Annotated in this window: 19 protein-coding genes; all 19 read right to left on the bottom strand. The window is 64.1% G+C overall.

What is annotated here, in order from left to right:
* Window positions 1-39: 39 nt before the first annotated feature.
* The gene (locus AC0Z35_RS23825) at window positions 40-834 is read right to left on the bottom strand and encodes an SDR family NAD(P)-dependent oxidoreductase (RefSeq protein ID WP_120156128.1); all 795 of its coding nucleotides are present in this window, start codon (window positions 832-834) and stop codon (window positions 40-42) included.
* Between the two features lie 16 nt (window positions 835-850).
* Entirely contained in the window at window positions 851-1,357 is a 507-nt protein-coding gene (locus tag AC0Z35_RS23830; RefSeq protein ID WP_046805743.1) for a 2,4'-dihydroxyacetophenone dioxygenase family protein, read from the bottom strand.
* Window positions 1,358-1,382: 25 nt separating this feature from the next.
* The gene (locus AC0Z35_RS23835; protein ID WP_485132832.1) at window positions 1,383-2,411 is read right to left on the bottom strand and encodes a LacI family DNA-binding transcriptional regulator; all 1,029 of its coding nucleotides are present in this window, start codon (window positions 2,409-2,411) and stop codon (window positions 1,383-1,385) included.
* A 60-nt stretch (window positions 2,412-2,471) separates the two neighbouring features.
* Window positions 2,472-3,002, bottom strand: coding sequence for a VOC family protein (locus tag AC0Z35_RS23840; protein WP_485132831.1), 531 nt, complete (start codon window positions 3,000-3,002; stop codon window positions 2,472-2,474).
* A 9-nt stretch (window positions 3,003-3,011) separates the two neighbouring features.
* Entirely contained in the window at window positions 3,012-3,776 is a 765-nt protein-coding gene (locus AC0Z35_RS23845) for an SDR family NAD(P)-dependent oxidoreductase (RefSeq protein WP_485132830.1), read from the bottom strand.
* 59 nt (window positions 3,777-3,835) lie between these two features.
* Window positions 3,836-4,795 carry a Bug family tripartite tricarboxylate transporter substrate binding protein gene (locus AC0Z35_RS23850; RefSeq protein ID WP_104145062.1) on the bottom strand — a complete coding sequence of 320 codons (960 nt, stop codon included), beginning with the start codon at window positions 4,793-4,795 and terminating at the stop codon, window positions 3,836-3,838.
* Between the two features lie 129 nt (window positions 4,796-4,924).
* Window positions 4,925-5,365, bottom strand: a complete 441-nt coding sequence (locus tag AC0Z35_RS23855) for a nuclear transport factor 2 family protein (RefSeq protein WP_104145061.1) — start codon at window positions 5,363-5,365, stop codon at window positions 4,925-4,927.
* A gap of 181 nt (window positions 5,366-5,546) precedes the next feature.
* Window positions 5,547-6,362 (bottom strand): N-acyl homoserine lactonase family protein, encoded by an 816-nt coding sequence (locus AC0Z35_RS23860; protein WP_046805824.1) that lies wholly within the window; start codon window positions 6,360-6,362, stop codon window positions 5,547-5,549.
* 14 nt (window positions 6,363-6,376) lie between these two features.
* Window positions 6,377-7,090, bottom strand: coding sequence for an ABC transporter ATP-binding protein (locus AC0Z35_RS23865; protein WP_104145059.1), 714 nt, complete (start codon window positions 7,088-7,090; stop codon window positions 6,377-6,379).
* The gene (locus tag AC0Z35_RS23870; protein ID WP_485132829.1) at window positions 7,077-7,859 is read right to left on the bottom strand and encodes an ABC transporter ATP-binding protein; all 783 of its coding nucleotides are present in this window, start codon (window positions 7,857-7,859) and stop codon (window positions 7,077-7,079) included. Before AC0Z35_RS23870 ends, AC0Z35_RS23865 begins: the two co-directional genes overlap by 14 nt.
* Entirely contained in the window at window positions 7,856-8,830 is a 975-nt protein-coding gene (locus AC0Z35_RS23875) for a branched-chain amino acid ABC transporter permease (RefSeq protein ID WP_485132828.1), read from the bottom strand. Before AC0Z35_RS23875 ends, AC0Z35_RS23870 begins: the two co-directional genes overlap by 4 nt.
* A gap of 3 nt (window positions 8,831-8,833) precedes the next feature.
* Window positions 8,834-9,703: a branched-chain amino acid ABC transporter permease gene (locus AC0Z35_RS23880; protein WP_104145056.1), complete on the bottom strand. Its 870-nt coding sequence runs from the start codon at window positions 9,701-9,703 to the stop codon at window positions 8,834-8,836.
* A gap of 18 nt (window positions 9,704-9,721) precedes the next feature.
* Window positions 9,722-10,894: an ABC transporter substrate-binding protein gene (locus AC0Z35_RS23885; protein ID WP_314358844.1), complete on the bottom strand. Its 1,173-nt coding sequence runs from the start codon at window positions 10,892-10,894 to the stop codon at window positions 9,722-9,724.
* A gap of 48 nt (window positions 10,895-10,942) precedes the next feature.
* Window positions 10,943-11,791: an alpha/beta fold hydrolase gene (locus tag AC0Z35_RS23890; RefSeq protein ID WP_046805753.1), complete on the bottom strand. Its 849-nt coding sequence runs from the start codon at window positions 11,789-11,791 to the stop codon at window positions 10,943-10,945.
* Window positions 11,788-12,183, bottom strand: coding sequence for a hypothetical protein (locus tag AC0Z35_RS23895; protein ID WP_219990386.1), 396 nt, complete (start codon window positions 12,181-12,183; stop codon window positions 11,788-11,790). Before AC0Z35_RS23895 ends, AC0Z35_RS23890 begins: the two co-directional genes overlap by 4 nt.
* Window positions 12,184-12,294: 111 nt before the next feature.
* Window positions 12,295-12,966: a 3-oxoacid CoA-transferase subunit B gene (locus AC0Z35_RS23900; RefSeq protein ID WP_120156136.1), complete on the bottom strand. Its 672-nt coding sequence runs from the start codon at window positions 12,964-12,966 to the stop codon at window positions 12,295-12,297.
* Window positions 12,956-13,648 (bottom strand): 3-oxoacid CoA-transferase subunit A, encoded by a 693-nt coding sequence (locus AC0Z35_RS23905; RefSeq protein WP_485132827.1) that lies wholly within the window; start codon window positions 13,646-13,648, stop codon window positions 12,956-12,958. Before AC0Z35_RS23905 ends, AC0Z35_RS23900 begins: the two co-directional genes overlap by 11 nt.
* 36 nt (window positions 13,649-13,684) lie before the next feature.
* Window positions 13,685-14,857, bottom strand: a complete 1,173-nt coding sequence (locus AC0Z35_RS23910; RefSeq protein WP_485133025.1) for a thiolase — start codon at window positions 14,855-14,857, stop codon at window positions 13,685-13,687.
* Window positions 14,857-15,255: a Zn-ribbon domain-containing OB-fold protein gene (locus AC0Z35_RS23915; protein WP_485132826.1), complete on the bottom strand. Its 399-nt coding sequence runs from the start codon at window positions 15,253-15,255 to the stop codon at window positions 14,857-14,859. Before AC0Z35_RS23915 ends, AC0Z35_RS23910 begins: the two co-directional genes overlap by 1 nt.
* Window positions 15,256-15,296 lie beyond the last annotated feature (41 nt).

A 15,296-nucleotide genomic window follows, 5' to 3' on the forward strand; every position in this document is an offset into this window, starting at 1 on the left:
TCGGTTTGCCGCAAGCGGGCGCCCTGCCACGCAAGCCGCTCACAAACTTGACCCGCCATCCACCACCATCAAACACCCTGTGACATAAGCCGACTCGTCAGACGCCAGAAACAGCGCCGCGTTCGCAATATCCCACGGGCTGCCCTGGCGTCCCATCGGGCACCTGGCGTCCCGAGCCTTATGCCCTTCTTGCGCCGCCTCACTGCTTGCATACAGCGCGTCGGCATGCGGCGTGCGGATCATGCCGGGGATGATGCAGTTGCACCGCACCTGATCCGCCGCGTACTGACGGGCGATGACCCGCGTCATGTGGTTGACCGCCGCTTTTGCCGTGCTGTACGACAGGAATTGCATCGGGCTCCATTTCAGGCTTGCGGTTGACGACACGTTGATGATGGCCCCGCCGCCGCGCGCCTTCATTTGCGGCAGAAAGGCGCGCGCCATTGCCATGGAGCCGCGCACGTTGACTGTCATGACGCGGTCCCACTCGTCGTCCTGCACGGCGAGCAGGTCGCCCTGGATTTCGATGCCGACGTTGTTGTGCAGGATATCGATGCCGCCAAAGCGCGATGCCACGTCTTGCGCCACCCGCGCGATTTGCGCCGAGTCGGTAACGTCGAGCTCGATAGCCTCCGCCACGCCGCCTTCCGACCGGATCTGCCGGGCGGTCTCTTGCGCGGCGGCCAAGGACCGGTCGGTGCAGATGACCGCCGCCCCCTCTCGGGCGAAGCGAATCGCACAGGCTGCGCCATTGCCGACCTGGTCGGCGGCGGAAAACGAATTTCTTAACGTTCCGGCGCCCGCTACCAGCGCCACTTTTGATGCCAGACGCATGATCCGACTCCTGCGCTCAGTCGCGCGTGAACTCGGCGCCGCCCTTGGGGCGGATATAGCGGGGGATGGGCAAGCCGGCCTTCTTGGCCGCGTCGATAATCGAGTCCTCGATGGCGCCGGCATCGCGGATGTTGGCGAACTGGCCGTCGATGAAGTTGATGTTGGCGCCGAAAACGACCATGAATCCTTCGGCCGGCTCCTTGGCGTCCTCGGGTACTGAAAAGGTGTGAACGGACCCGCCCGGCTCGTACAGATAGCTGCCGGCCGTCTGCACGTCGTTGGGATATTCCAGGTAGTTCCACTGCCCCTTGGTGGTGTAGAAGTGGACGACGCCCGTATGAAAGTGCGTGGGCAGGCGGGTGCCCGGCGCGAACTTGCCGTACAGCACCCACACGCCGTTTTCCCGATCCAGGAACAACGGAATGATCGACGAGCCCGGGGCGGCGCCTGGCAGCTGGACGCCGTCTTCGATGTTGACGGTCAGCAGGCGATCTTGATGGGTGACGGTGTACGGTAGTGTCATGAGCGTTCCTGATTAGGGTGTAGGGTCAAGACGGCGCTGCGGGCGCGCACGATTCGCGCAATATCAGCTGCGTCTTGATAACGATGCGATCGCCTTGCGCGGGCGCGCTCTGGCGATCAAGTTGCTTTAGGACCAGTTGGGCCGCGCAAGTGCCCACCGCCTCAAGGTCCCAACTAAGCGAGGTGATGGCCGGGCTGAACAGCTGAGACAGATCGGTGTCGCCAATACTGATCACGCTGATATCGTTGGGCACCGCGTCTCCGGTATGACGCAGGGCTTGCAGCACGCCGGACAAAATTCTGGTTCCCAGGCATACAAACGCGGTGGGTCGATTCGCGTGCGACAGCATCGACATCGCCTCCGAAAACGCAAACTGCATTGCGGACTGTTCCGCCCGAATCAGCGCCGGGTCAGGAACCATGCCGCGCTCTTTGAACGCCTGGCGAAAGCCCGCGATACGCTCTTTGCCGGTGCGCAAATCCGTACCCGGCGTCAACAGCGCAATCCGTGTGTGGCCCAGGTTCAGCAGATACTGGGTGGCCTGGAACGCCCCCGCTGCATGATCCACATGGACGCCGACGGACACGTCGCCAAACTCCCGGTCCAGCGCCACAACGGGAACTTCTTGAGACAGCTTGTCGATCAGCTCGGCGGATTCTTTTTCGCACGGGCCCAGAATCAACGCGTCAACGCGGCGGCCGCGAAAGATGTCGATCAGCGACGCTTCGCGACGCCTTTCGTTATGCGTGCTGGCCACCAGCAACGAATAGCCTTCGGCCTGTAGCGCGGTCTCGGTGGCCGTGATGATGCGCGCGTACAGCGGGTTGGCCAGGTCGGACACCAGCAGCCCGATCACGCCCGAGGACTTTGTGCGCAGGCTTCTGGCCACGGCGTCCGGGCGATAGTCCAGGCTGCGTACCGCCTGCTCGACCGCCGCGATGGCGGCTTCGCTGACACGGCCGGTGCGGTTCAGCGCGCGCGACGCCGTGCCCAGGGATACCCCCGCTTTCTTGGCGACGTCGCGTATGGTGATTCGGGTGCTTCGGTCTTTCATGATGTTGGTTTTGTCTGTGCCGGAAGTGGCTAACATACACCGTCTTCGGCACCGGGCCGGCTAGGTGCGCGGGCGTATCGGCGCGGACCCATCCCAGGCTTCAGCCGCCCTTCTGATCTCGTCGAAATATTCGCCCTTGCCGCCTTTCATTTCAGACACTTCGATCATGCCGCTGGGCAAATCAGGATGCACGAAGTACGCAAAGCGACCGCGCAGGCCCATTCTTCCGCCGTGCCCTTCTTCGTAGCCACTGCCACGCAGCCGGTCGCAAAACTCGTCGAAGTTATCCAGCGTCCAGAACGCCACGTGCTGCGCGCATTCCCCGCTTGCACGCAGGGAATCCAGATAGAGCGATGGCGCATCGTCTCGTTGCTGGATCAGCTCGATTTGCAGGTCGCCGGAATTGGCCAATGCAATCGACAAGCGCGGCGGTTGCGAGACCTGGCCGCGATATCGGAATTCCGTGGTCCCCACCTCTTCCTTGTAGAACCAGGGCCCGACGCCAAGCACCTCGGACCAGTGGCGCATGGCCTTTTCGATATCGCGGACTACATAGCCCACTTGCCGGACGCCGCCAAAAATCTTGCTCATTGATGTTCCTTAATTCATGTGGGCGCCGCCGTTGATATCCAACGTCGTGCCGGTGATATAGCTGGAAAGGTCGCTGGCCAGGAACAGGCAGCCGCCCGCGATTTCGTGTGGGCGTCCGGCGCGACGCAGCGGCCAGGCTTGCGCAGCGTCGTCCTTGCTTTCATCCGAGCGTCCGGTACGCGAAAAGTCCGTTGTGATCAGGCCTGGCGCAATCGCGTTGGCGCGGATCTTGTGTTCGCCGAATTCCTTGGCCATGGCGCGGGTAATGCCCTGCACGCCCGCCTTGGCGGCGCAGTAATGGGCGCCGCCGAAGATGCCGCCGCCGTTTTGCGCCGACAGCGACGAAATGGAAATGATGCTTCCCCCGGCGCGCTGAACCATGAACGGGATGACCGCTTGGCTCAGGTTGAAAACGCCGGTCAGGTTGACCCGCAGGATGCGTTCGAAGTCGGCGGGGGTGATGTCCCGGAACGTGGCTTTCTGCGTGATCGCCGCGTTGTTGACCAGCACGTCGACGACGCCGCCGGACCAGGCGGCCACCTTGTCGATGGCAGCGCGACATTGCTCGTCGCTGCCCACGTCGCAAGCCAGCGCAAGCAGCTGAGCCGCCGGGGCGCCCAGGTCCGCCGCGCTTTCCTGTATGCGTGCCTCGTCAACGTCCAGGATCGCGACGCGCGCGCCATGCTCAAGAAAGAGCTTTGCGGTGGCTTTACCGATGCCTTTGGGGTGCGCGGCCCCCGAGATGACGGCCACGCGGTCTTGAAGCAGTTTCATAGTGTCTCGTGCAGGAAAGGGGGCAACGCGACGGTTCGTTGCCACAACCAAGAAACCGTCTATTGCGGCGTAATGCCGGCTTCTTTCGCCACCACGCGCCACGCTTCGATGTCGGCCATGTTTGCCTTTTGATGCGCGGGCCCGGCAACGTACCGAGCCGAAATGCCAAGGCCAAGCAACTTGTCGATCACTTCCTGTTCCTTCAGCACCTTTTCCAAGGTGCCGGACAGGCGATCGACGATGGGCTGGGGCGTGCCGGCGGGCACGTACATCGCCCAATTCAGGTCGCGGTCAAAGTCGATGCCCTGTTCCTTGTAGCTGCGAACTTCCGGCACGCTGGGCGACCGCTTGGTACAGACGGCCAGCCCCTTCACCTTGTGCTGCGTGACCATCGGCGTGGCGGTGGCCATGTCGACAAAACCCAGGTCGATATGCCCGCCCATGATGTCCGTCATGATCTGCGTGGTGCCCTTGTAGGGCACGTGCTGCATCTTCAGGTTGCCCTTCTGCACCATGACTTCGCCGCAGAAGTGCCCCGTTGAGCCGATGCCCCAGCTTGCGTACTGGATGGGGTCCTTGCGGGATTCCGCCAGTTTCTTCAGCCCTTCAATATCGTTGGCCGGGAAGTTGTTGTTCGCGACCACCATGATGGCCGAATTGCCGATGGCGCCCAGCGACGTAAAGCTCTTGATCGGGTCATACGGCAGGTCCTTGTAGACCGACGGAGACAGGATGTGCGTGGTCATCCCCCCGATGGTGATCGTGTAGCCGTCCGGCGCCGAGCGGGCCACGGCGGCGATGCCGATCGTGCCGCCTGCGCCGGGCTTGTTCTCGACGATGACGGGCTGCTTCAGTTCGGCCGAAAACCGCTCTGCCAGGATCCGACCCAAGGTGTCGCCACCGCCGCCGGCCGAGAACGGCAACAGCATGCGAATCGGGCGATTCGGGTAGTCGTCGGCATGGGCCGCGCCCATGCCCAGCAAGGTCAGCAGCGCGGCTGCAACGGACAGCTTCTTCATTGTTGTCTCCTCGGATTTATCTCCGGGTGCAGCGCCTGACCGGCCTGCCCGGTTTTTTCTGTAGAACGCATTGGCCCAACCAGGTTGCCCGCCTCCTGAACGGAACAACCGCTACCGCTACCGCTATCCCTACAGCAACCCGAGCGAACGCAGCTTGGCGTTCTGACAGGTGTACGGACGCTCGCAGATCACCTTGGCCGAGTTCGGCGCGAATTCGAACGTGGCCGCCATGCGAACGCGAAACTGGCGTCCCGTCGGCTCGTACGTCTTGCCGTCAACAGTGAACGGGCCGGCATGCGTGCCGGAAAGCCAGAACTCCACCAGGACGATGTCCGTGCCCTCGGCGGCGGCCACCGCGATGATCTCGTTCTTCAAGTCGGGAAACGAGGCCCGCGACGACTGGAAATAGCCCATGACTTCGCTCTCACCGTCAAAAACCGCACCACTGGAGTGCATCTCGTATCGGGGATGTTCGAAGGTGTCGATGACCTTGTCCCACTCCTGAACGCATTCCAGCGCCATGTGGTCAACGACGGTTTTGACGCGTGCAGCCTGCAACTCGGTACTCATGGGAATCCCTTTTTGTGGAAACGTTTCCGCAAATTATGGACGCGCTGTAGGTCCATAAAAAGCTAGGGATTACGATAATTAGTGGAAACGATAACGCAGCCCGGTCCGACGAGGCGGCGCTCGGGACCGGGCTGCGCGTGAGGGCGGGCTTGAACGGTTGGGGCGGTAAGGGGAATCGTTGTTACGGCTGCTGCGCACCGTCAGGCAGAAGTTCGCGATGCAGCATCACCACGTGCGCCGACTCCTGCCACTTTGGATACCGATCCAGCACCAACGGATCATGCCCCGGCACGACATGCTGCTCGGACTGCGCCGCGCCAAACAGCTTGGCGTATCCCGACAGCATCTGGGCCGTGTTGTAGACGATGGGAAACGGCCTGCCCTGCCCCATGTTTTCGTAGTAGTGGCTGGCGTCGGACGCCAGCACTACCCAGCCGCGTTCGGTATGCACGCGCACCGCTTGCAGGCCTTTCGTGTGGCCGCCGATATGCAGCAGTTCCAGGCCCGGCAACAACGTGCCGTCGCCGTCATGAAACTGCACCCGGCCGTCGTACACGCGCCGCACCAGCGTGACCACGTCTTCCACCGCGTAGGCATGCCGCAGCGGTTCAAAGCACATGCAACGGCCGGTAGCGTAGTCAAGCTCATCGTCTTGCACGTGAAAGCGCGCCTGCGGCAACAAGTCCAGGTTACCCGCATGGTCGTAATGCAGATGGGTCAGCACCACGTGCTGCACGTCTTCTGGCTGCACGCCCAGTTGGGCCAGGGCCGAGATCGGGCACTGGATCAGCTCACGCCGCCGCACCCGCGCCATGTCCGCATTGAACCCCGTGTCGACCAGAACAACGCGGCCCGCGCCGCGTATTAGCCACACGTAGAAGTCCATGGGCATGTCGCCATCATGCGGATCGCCGCCCAAGAAGTTGTCGCGTCGCTGGCGCGGCATGCGGGCGTAGCGGATGGCGTAGATTTCGTATTCGGGAAGAACGTTCTGCATCGCCAAGGCTCTCTTCATATGCCCAGATAGGCTTTCTGCACGAAGGGGTCGGCCAGCAGGTCGGCGCCCTTGCCGCTGCGCACCACCTCGCCATGTTCGAACGCATAGGCATGATGCGCCAGGCGCAGCGCCAGCCGCGCGTTTTGCTCCACCAGCACAATGGCGATGCCGCTGTCGCGGTTGATGCGCTGAATGGCGTCCGCGATTTCGGCCACGACCTTGGGCGCGATGCCCAACGACGGTTCATCCAGCATCAACAAGCGGGGTTGTGCCATCAGCGCGCGGCCGATGGCCACCATCTGCTGCTCGCCACCGGACAACGAGCCCGCCAACTGTGCACGCCGTTCCTGCACACGCGGAAACAGCGTGTAGACCTCGTCCAGCCGCGCGCGAACGCGGCTGCGCGACCTCACCCCATGCGCGCCGGCCATCAGGTTATCCAGCACGGTCATGCGGCCGAACAAGCGCCGCCCCTCCGGCGACAAGGACAAGCCGGCCGATACGCGCGCCGCCGAAGCCAGCCCCGCGATGTCTTTCCCGTCAAACACAATGCGCCCGCCCGCGGCCGGCGCCAGGCCGATCAGCGCTTTCAAGGTAGAGCTTTTGCCTGCGCCGTTGGAGCCGACCAGCGCAACGATCTGGCCTTGTTCAACCGTAAAGCTGATGCCGCGCACCGCCTCCAGCGGCCCGTAGCGAACCTTCAGGTCCTGGACGTCAAGCATGGGCATAGTCGGGCGCTCCCAGATAGGCTTCGATCACGGCGGGGTTGTCGCGGATGGCTTGCGGCGTGCCCTCGGCGATTTTTTCTCCCTGCACCAGCACCACGATGCGATGGCAAAGTTCCATGACCAGCGCCATGTGATGTTCCACCAGCAGCATCGTCAGCCCTTCCTCGGATTGCAGGCGGCGCAGCAACCGCCCCAGCTCGTTGCATTCTTCATGGTTCAGCCCCGCCGCCGGCTCGTCCAACAACAACATGCGCGGCCGGCAGGCCAGCGCAACGGCGATGCCCAGCTTTTTCTGCAAGCCGTAGGCGAGCGATCCGGCCGCCGCGTCGCGCCAGCCTTGCAGGTCTAGCAGGACCAGCAGCCGGTCGACCTCCCGCGTCACTTCCGACGCCGGCAACAGATCCTGGTTACGCCCGGCCAGACGACGCAGCCAGGAATGCTGAATGCGCGACAGCATGCCGCGCCGGATGTTCTCGGCCACGGTGGCCTCGGGATAGGTCGAGGTGGATTGAAACGTACGAGCCAGCCCTCGCACCACGACACGGCTGGGCGGGCCGCCGGAAATATCACGGCCATCGAAATGCACGGAGCCCGACGACGGCGGCATCGTGCCGCTGATGACGTTGAAGGCCGTTGTCTTGCCCGCGCCGTTGGGGCCGATCAAGCCCACGATTTCGCCCGGCGCGATGGCGAAGCTGACGTTGCGCAAGGCTGCCAAGCCGCCGAAGCTGCGCGACAGGCCCTGCACCTGCAATAAAGGTGTGTTCATGCGGACTCCTTGTGCCGACGCGATTGCCACGGCCCCGGCAAGCCGGCCAGGCCCGCCGGCAGAAAACGCAGGATCAGGATCAGCGCCGCGCCGTAAAAAATGTGCTGCGTTTGCACCGCCCCGCGAAACAGCTCGGGCAGCGGCGTCAGCACCATGGCGCCGATCAGCCCGCCCCATACTGAGCGGCGGCCGCCGATGACCAGCATGATGATGAAGCCGATGGAAATGCTGGCGTTGAATGATTCGGGCGACACGTACCCCACGTAGCGCGCCTGCAAGGCGCCGCCCACTGCCGCCAGCGCGCAACCGGCCACAAATGCGCACAGCTGAATCCGGTGCACGCTAAGGCCGGTGGATTCGGCCAGGGCCGGGTTCTCGGCCACGGCGTCGATGGCGTGGCCGAATGGCTGCCTTGCCACCGCGCTCAACAGCGCGACGGAGCCCAGGGCCACGCACAGCGCCAGGCCGTAAAAGCTGGCCCGCGTATCGAACACGATACCGGCCAGCGCGGCCGGCGGGATGCTGGCGACTCCGTTCGCGCCACCCGACCAGGACGACCCGTCCAGCAAAATCAGCCGCACCAGTTCCCCGAACGCAAACGTTACCAGCACGAAATAAACGCCTTTCAAGCGCAGGATGATCGCGCCCAATATCAGCGCCACACCCGCCGTCAACGCGACCCCCACCAAGGTGGACGGCAAAAAGCCCCAGCCCAGGTAGCGGGCGCCCAGCACCGAGCCGTAGGCGCCCAGCGCGACGAAGGCCGCGTGTCCCAACGACAATTGCCCGCAGCGTGCAATCAGCGCCAAGCCGTTGACGATCAGCACGTTCAGGCAGGTCAGCACCGCCAGATGCTGGGCGAACGGCCCGGCAAACCACGGCGTGAAAGCGGCCACGGCCAACGCGGCCCACAACAGCCAGCGTAATGGCGCGGGCCGCGTCACGGCGGCATCAAGTGAAAGGTCCGTCATGGTTTATGCTTCCCCTCGGCCCAGCAAGCCCTTGGGCCGCACGACCAACATCACGATTACGACGGCGAAAATCAGCATGTCCGCCGTGCTGCTGTCGAACAGCAGGCTGCCATAGCTTTCCGCCAGGCCCAGCGCCAGGCCCGCGAAAGCCGCGCCCGGGATGCTGCCCAGCCCACCCAGGATCACGACGATGAACGCCTTGAGCAGCGGCGTGGCGCCCACGAATGGCGACACCGAGAACAGCGGCGCCATCAGCGCGCCGGCCACCGCTGCCAGCCCTACCCCCAGGCCAAAACCCAGCGGGTAATAGATGCGCGAGCGGATACCCTGGATGCCGGCAATCTCAAAGTCCTCGACCACGGCGCGCAGCGCGCGGCCCGGCCGCGAGTGACGCAGGAAGCCATACAGCAAGGCCAGCGCCAGCAAGGCGAACACCACCACGTACACGCGCGACAAGGGCACGACCAGCTTGCCCATGCGGGCGGTGCCCTGCGCCACGGCGGGCATGGACAAGGGGTCGGGGCCGAAGAACATCAAGGCCAGGTTTTGCAGGATCATCGCCAGGCCGATGGTGGCGATCATGCCGTTCAGTTCGTCCCGGCGAAACGGCTTGAGCACGCCCCATTCCAGCACCGCGCCGCCGACCACCGACAACGCAAAGGTCAGCGCCACGGCAGGCAGAAACGAGAAGCCCGCCTGGGTCGTCAGGTAGTAGGCGCCAAAAGCGCCCAGCATGTAGAACTCGCCGTGGGCAAAGTTCACCATCCGCATCACGCCGAACACCAGCGTGAAGCCCACCGCCATCAACAGATACAGCAATCCCACGATCAAGCCGTTGATCGTGGCCTGCGTCAGCAAAATGCTCCAATCCACGTGGCATCCCCCGCCGCGCTAGCGGCATCCCTCGACGGTGCAGCGCGCGCGGATCACCTCGCGGCCATCCTTGACCTCGGCCACGTAGAACGGCGCGTTCAACTGATGGTTGATGCCGTACATGGCCTTGCCCGTCCAGCTGAGCTTGCCCAGTGATCCGTCAAAGCCTTCCAGCTTTTCCAGTTCGACGCGCACGCGGTCCGTGTCTTCCACCGTGCCGGCGCGGCGCATGGCTTCGAACAGCATGTTGGTGCCGTCATAAAACGCGGGGCTGAAGCCGTTCATCGCGTGCTTGTACTTGGCGGCATACCGCTGGGCGTAGGCCTTTGTAGCGGGCAGCTCGGGATCGATCGGCGTATGGACGAACATGCCCTCGGTAGCCGCCTTGCCGGCCACGTTGACGATTTCCTGCGTGGCCGGGCCGCCAGTACGCACGATGCGTCCTTCAAAGCCCAGTTCGCGCGCCTGCTTCACGATCAAGCCGGCGGTGGTGGGCGAATTGCCGTCCAGTTCGATGGCGTCGATGCCGCGCGCCATCATGCGCGTCAGCACGGGCACGAAGTCGACCCGGTCGCGTTCGAAGAATTCCTTGACGGACAAGGCCGCGCCCGCCTTCTTGTAGGCAGCTTCCAGGTCCAGCGCAATCTGCTGCCCGGTTTCGTCGTTGGGGAACAGCGCCCCCACCTTGCGCAGGCCTTGCGATTTGACCAGCCAGTCGATCTGCGGCTGCGACACCTCGGCCGTGGTGACGTTGGGACGGAACGTATAGGGCTTGTCCGCGGCCAGCGCCTTGGCGGTAAAGCCCAGCGTCATGACGATCACTTTGTTCTTTTCCGTCATGGGCTGGATGGCCAGCACCGGCGCCGATCCCACCGGGCCGATCACATAGCGCACCTTGTCCTCGAACACCAGGCGGTTGGCCACGGTGACGGCTTCGTTGGCCTGGTACTTGTCGTCATAGGCCACCACCTGCACGCGATACTTCTTGCCGTCCACCTCCAGTCCGCCCGCCTCGTTCACCTGGTCCGCCGCAATCTCGGCGGCATTTTTCATGCCCTGCCCCCAGGCGGCACCGGCGCCGGACAGCGTGACCAAGGCGCCAAGCTTGAGTGTGCCTTGTGCCTCTTGCGCCTTGACGGCGGGAACCGCGGCCAGCGCAAAGATGCCGGCCAGAATGATCGGATAACGCATGATGCCTCCTGTGAGTCGCGGGCAATGCCGCCCGTCGTTGTTGCCGCGCTATAGGCGGGCGATGGCGTCCAGCACCGGCAATATGTAGCCGCGAAACTGCTGTGGGTTCTCGCTCATGGGGAAATGCCCCAATTCGCGCATGATGGTGACCTGCGCACCGGGAATACCGGCGGCGGTGCGCAAGGTGTCTTCGGGCGTGCACGAAAAGTCGTACTCCCCCGTCAACAGAAATAGCGGACAACGCTCGGTGCGGATGCCGTCCAGCCGGCCCCGCAAATCGCCGTCGACACGGTAGAAATACAGGTCGCCGCGAAACACGCCGGGGCCGCCCTGCATGTATTGCCACAAGGTTTCGTGGCGATAGACGTCCGGCGACTGCGGCGCCACCAAGCCCGATACCAAGGCCGCGCAGACCTCGCCGCCATGGACGTCGCCGCGATGCAGCCACGAGGTGTCGTACCAGGGCTGCTGGAAATCAGCCGCTTCGACTCCGATCAACGCGCGAAAACGTTCGGTGTGCTGATGCGCCAGCTGCAACACGATGCGTCCGCCGATCGAGCAGCCGATCAGCGCGGGGCGATCCAGCGCCAACGCCTGGCAGAACGCCATGACCGTTTCCACATAACGTTCGGTGGACAAGCGATATTCCTCGTCCTGCCAGCCGGCCGGCGGGTAGGACTTGCCGTGCCATGGCATGTCGAAAGCAATGACGCGATAGCGCGACGTGATGTCCGCATCGCACAGCATGTGGCGGTACTGGCGGCTGTCGGCGCCGGCGGTGTGCAGGCAGACCAGCGGGATGCCCTCGCCCGCTTCTTCGAAGTAAACACGGCAAGGCTTGCCGCCGATGTCGATGTGCACATAACGGCCAACGATGGGTTCCAGGGCGGCGTTCATGCGTGCACCTCGCGGCCCCTGGCCAGCAGATCCTTGACGAACTGCAAGTGCGCCATCAAGGGTTGCAAGTTGCCTTCGATAGCCAGTTCGCCGCGCTTGCTCAGCGCAAAGATGTCATGCCAGCCCGCATCCGGCACGGCTTGCCAGAAGCGCGACCAAGCGGCGGCAGAGGCGCGCAGCGATACGTCGCAGGAAGGCAGCGGCGCAGCGGGCGCGTCGGCGCTGGTGACCCGGCCGTCGCGAATGCGTACAAGCAGCGGCGCATCGCCGACCCGCACCAGCAGGTCCATATCGACCTGGCGCGGCCGCGAGAACGACAACGCGCGGCTACGGAATCGATGCGCAAGCTGCGCGTCCGACGCGTGTTGCGCTGGCGTGGCGTGGTTTTCCATTGTCTCTTCCCGCTTATGTTGTTCTTATGTGCAGAACGTATATTCTTTCTATAAGAACATTCTAAGTATCGAAAACTTCCCCTGTCAACACGGGGAAGTACGAGCCGAAGGCTATTCAGGCGACAACACCCGCCAATCGCCCGCCAGCGTCAGCGGGCAATCCGTCAGGTCCTGCAAGGCGTCAAAGCGCAGCCCCGCCACCATCGCGATCACTCGCATGCCATCCGGCAGCACATCGATGATGGCCAGATCAGAATAGATGCGGTCGACCACGCCCGCGCCAGTCAGTGGATAAGTGCATTCGCGCACGATCTTGGGCCGCCCATCCTTGGTCACGTGGTCCATCGTGATGTAGACCTGGCGCGCGCCGGCCACCAGGTCCATCGCGCCGCCCACGGCCGGAATCGTGCCCGGCGCACCGGTGTCCCAGTTGGCCAGGTCGCCGCGCGCGGACACCTGGAATGCGCCCAGCACCGTCAGGTCCAGATGGCCGCCGCGCATCATGGCAAACGACACCACGTGGTCGGTAATGGATGCGCCCGGCAACAAGGTGACCGCTTCTTTGCTGGCGTTGATCAGGTCCAGGTCCAGCGGCGCGTCGGGATCGCCCGGCCCCATGCCGACGATGCCGTTTTCGGTGTGCAGGATCACATCGCGGTCGGCCGGTAAAAAGGCAGATACCAGCGTCGGTATGCCGATGCCCAGGTTCACATAGGCGCCATCCGGAATGTCCTGGGCCACCAGGCGTGCAATCTGGCGTCGATTCAGCTTTTCATATTCCATGATCGCGCTCCACCTGCACCACTCGTTTAACGAAAATTCCCGGCGTCATGACGTATTCGGGCGGGATGGCGCCCAGGTCCACGATGCTGTCCACCTGCGCCACCGTGGAGGTGGCCGCCATGCACATGACCGGCGCGAAATTGCGCCCGGCATAGCGGTACACGAGATTGCCCCAGCGGTCTGCCGTGCGCGCCTTGACGAAAGCAAAGTCGCCCTTCAACGGGGCTTCCAGGACGTACCCAACGCCGTCTATCACGCGCGTCTCCTTGCCTTTCGCCAAGGGCGTACCAAAGGCGGTCGGCGTGAAAAACGGCCCCAGCCCCGCGCCCGCCGCGCGCATGCGCTCGGCCATCGTGCCCTGCGGCACGCATTCCAGCTCGATTTTTCCCGCGTGATAGGCCTCGGCGAAGGCGGCGGCGTTTGGGTTCTTGCGATCCGACGAACGCGCAAACGAGCAGACCATCTTGCGCACCCGGCCTGCTCGCACCAATTGGCTCAGGCCACGTTCGCCATTGCCGGCGTTGTTATTGACGATGGTCAGGTCGCGCGCGCCTTGGTCAAGCAGCGCGCAAACCAGTTCGGTAGGTACGCCCGAGGCGCCAAAGCCGCCGATCAGAATCACCGCGCCGTCTTGCACGCCGGCCACCGCGGCGGCCAGCGTATCGACTGTTTTGTCCAGCATGAAAATCCCTTTTCTAAGGAAGGCGCAAGGCCGGCGTCAGCGCGTGGACGGGCCGCCCAGGATGGCGGTGGACTGGCTGGACAAGGTGCCGCCGTTGCCGTGTACCAGCGCAATATCCGCGCCCGCCACCTGTCGTTCGCCCGCCTGAGCCCGCAGCTGACGCACGGCTTCTATCACCAGGAAAATGCCGTACATGCCGGGATGCACGCACGACAAGCCGCCGCCGTTCGTGTTCACCGGCAGACGCCCACCGGGCGCAATGCCGCCGCCCTGAACAAAGGCGCCGCCTTCGCCCTTTTTGCAAAAGCCCAGGTCTTCCAGGAACAGCAGCGTGTTGATCGTGAAGGCGTCATAAAGCTCGGCCACGTCCACGTCCGCCACGTTCAAACCAGCCATGGCCAGCGCGCGCTTGCCGGATTCCGCCGCCGCCGTCACGGTCAGGTCTTCCATGGACGATATCTGGCGGTTCCACACCGCCGTGGCGCTGCCCAGCACGTACACGGGAGGCTGCGGCAGCTGGCGGGCGCGGTCGGCGCGCACCATCACGTAGGCGCCGCCACCGTCGCTGACCAGGCAGCAGTCGCGCACCGTCAATGGATCCGAGACCGGGCGCGAACGCAGCACGTCCTCGATCGATAAGGGGTCGCGCATCGCGGCCTCGGGGTTCAGCGCCGCCCAAGCGCGCGCCGCGACGGCCACTTCGGCCAGCTGTTCGCGGGTTGTGCCGTATTGATGCATGTGGCGGGCGGCGGCCAACGCGTAGGACGTCACGGGCTGTAGCGGCGAATACGGATGTTCGAATGGTTGGGGGTCCAGCAACGTACGCGCCTTGATGCCTTCCTTGCGGCCGAACGTGGCGGTCTTTTGCGTGCTGCCATAGCAGACCAGCACCGCATTGCATTGCCCGGATGCCAATGCCATCACCGAGGGCAGCAGGTGCGAGACAAAGCTGGACCCACCCAGCATCGTGGCTTCGATATACCGAGGACGCAGGCCCAGGTATTCGGCAACGGGCATGCTCCACATCGTGGCCGATGAACTGCATGTGGCCAGCCCGTCGATATCCTTCATGGTCAGCCCGGCATCGGCCACTGCCCGCGACGCGGCCTGGGCCAGCACTTCCATTTCGGTGTAGCCGTGCGCTTCGCCCAGGCCCGCGTGCCCGACCCCGGCAATGGCGACCCGGCCGCGCAGTGATTCCAGCGTCATCATGCGGCCTCCACAGGCTGGAACACCACCAGCGGCTGGGCCGCATCCAACAACACCCGCGCCTTGACCGGCATGCCGATCCGCAGCCGTTCCAACGGCACGCCGTCCACCCGGCTCATCATGCGCGCGCCCTCGTCCAGATCGATCAGCGCCACGTTGTAGTCGCCGCCCGCTTCCGGCTTGCGCCGCACGATGCTGAACGAATAGACCGTGCCGGTGCCGGCGGGGTCCGTCCACGCCAGGTCGGTCGCGCCGCAGTGCACGCACAGCGTGCGGGGAAAGAACTGATGCCGTTCGCATGCCGCGCAGCGCTGAATTTGAAAACGGCCTTTGGCCAACGCGGCAAAGTACTGTTCCTGTGGCCCCCGCGACAGGGCCTCGACTTGTTCCGTATGCATTGCGGTCTCCTTCTATTTGTTCTGAGTCGCCGCGCCCGATG

The sequence above is a fragment of the Achromobacter sp. 1L-A-4-B-C2 genome, from assembly GCF_057291955.1.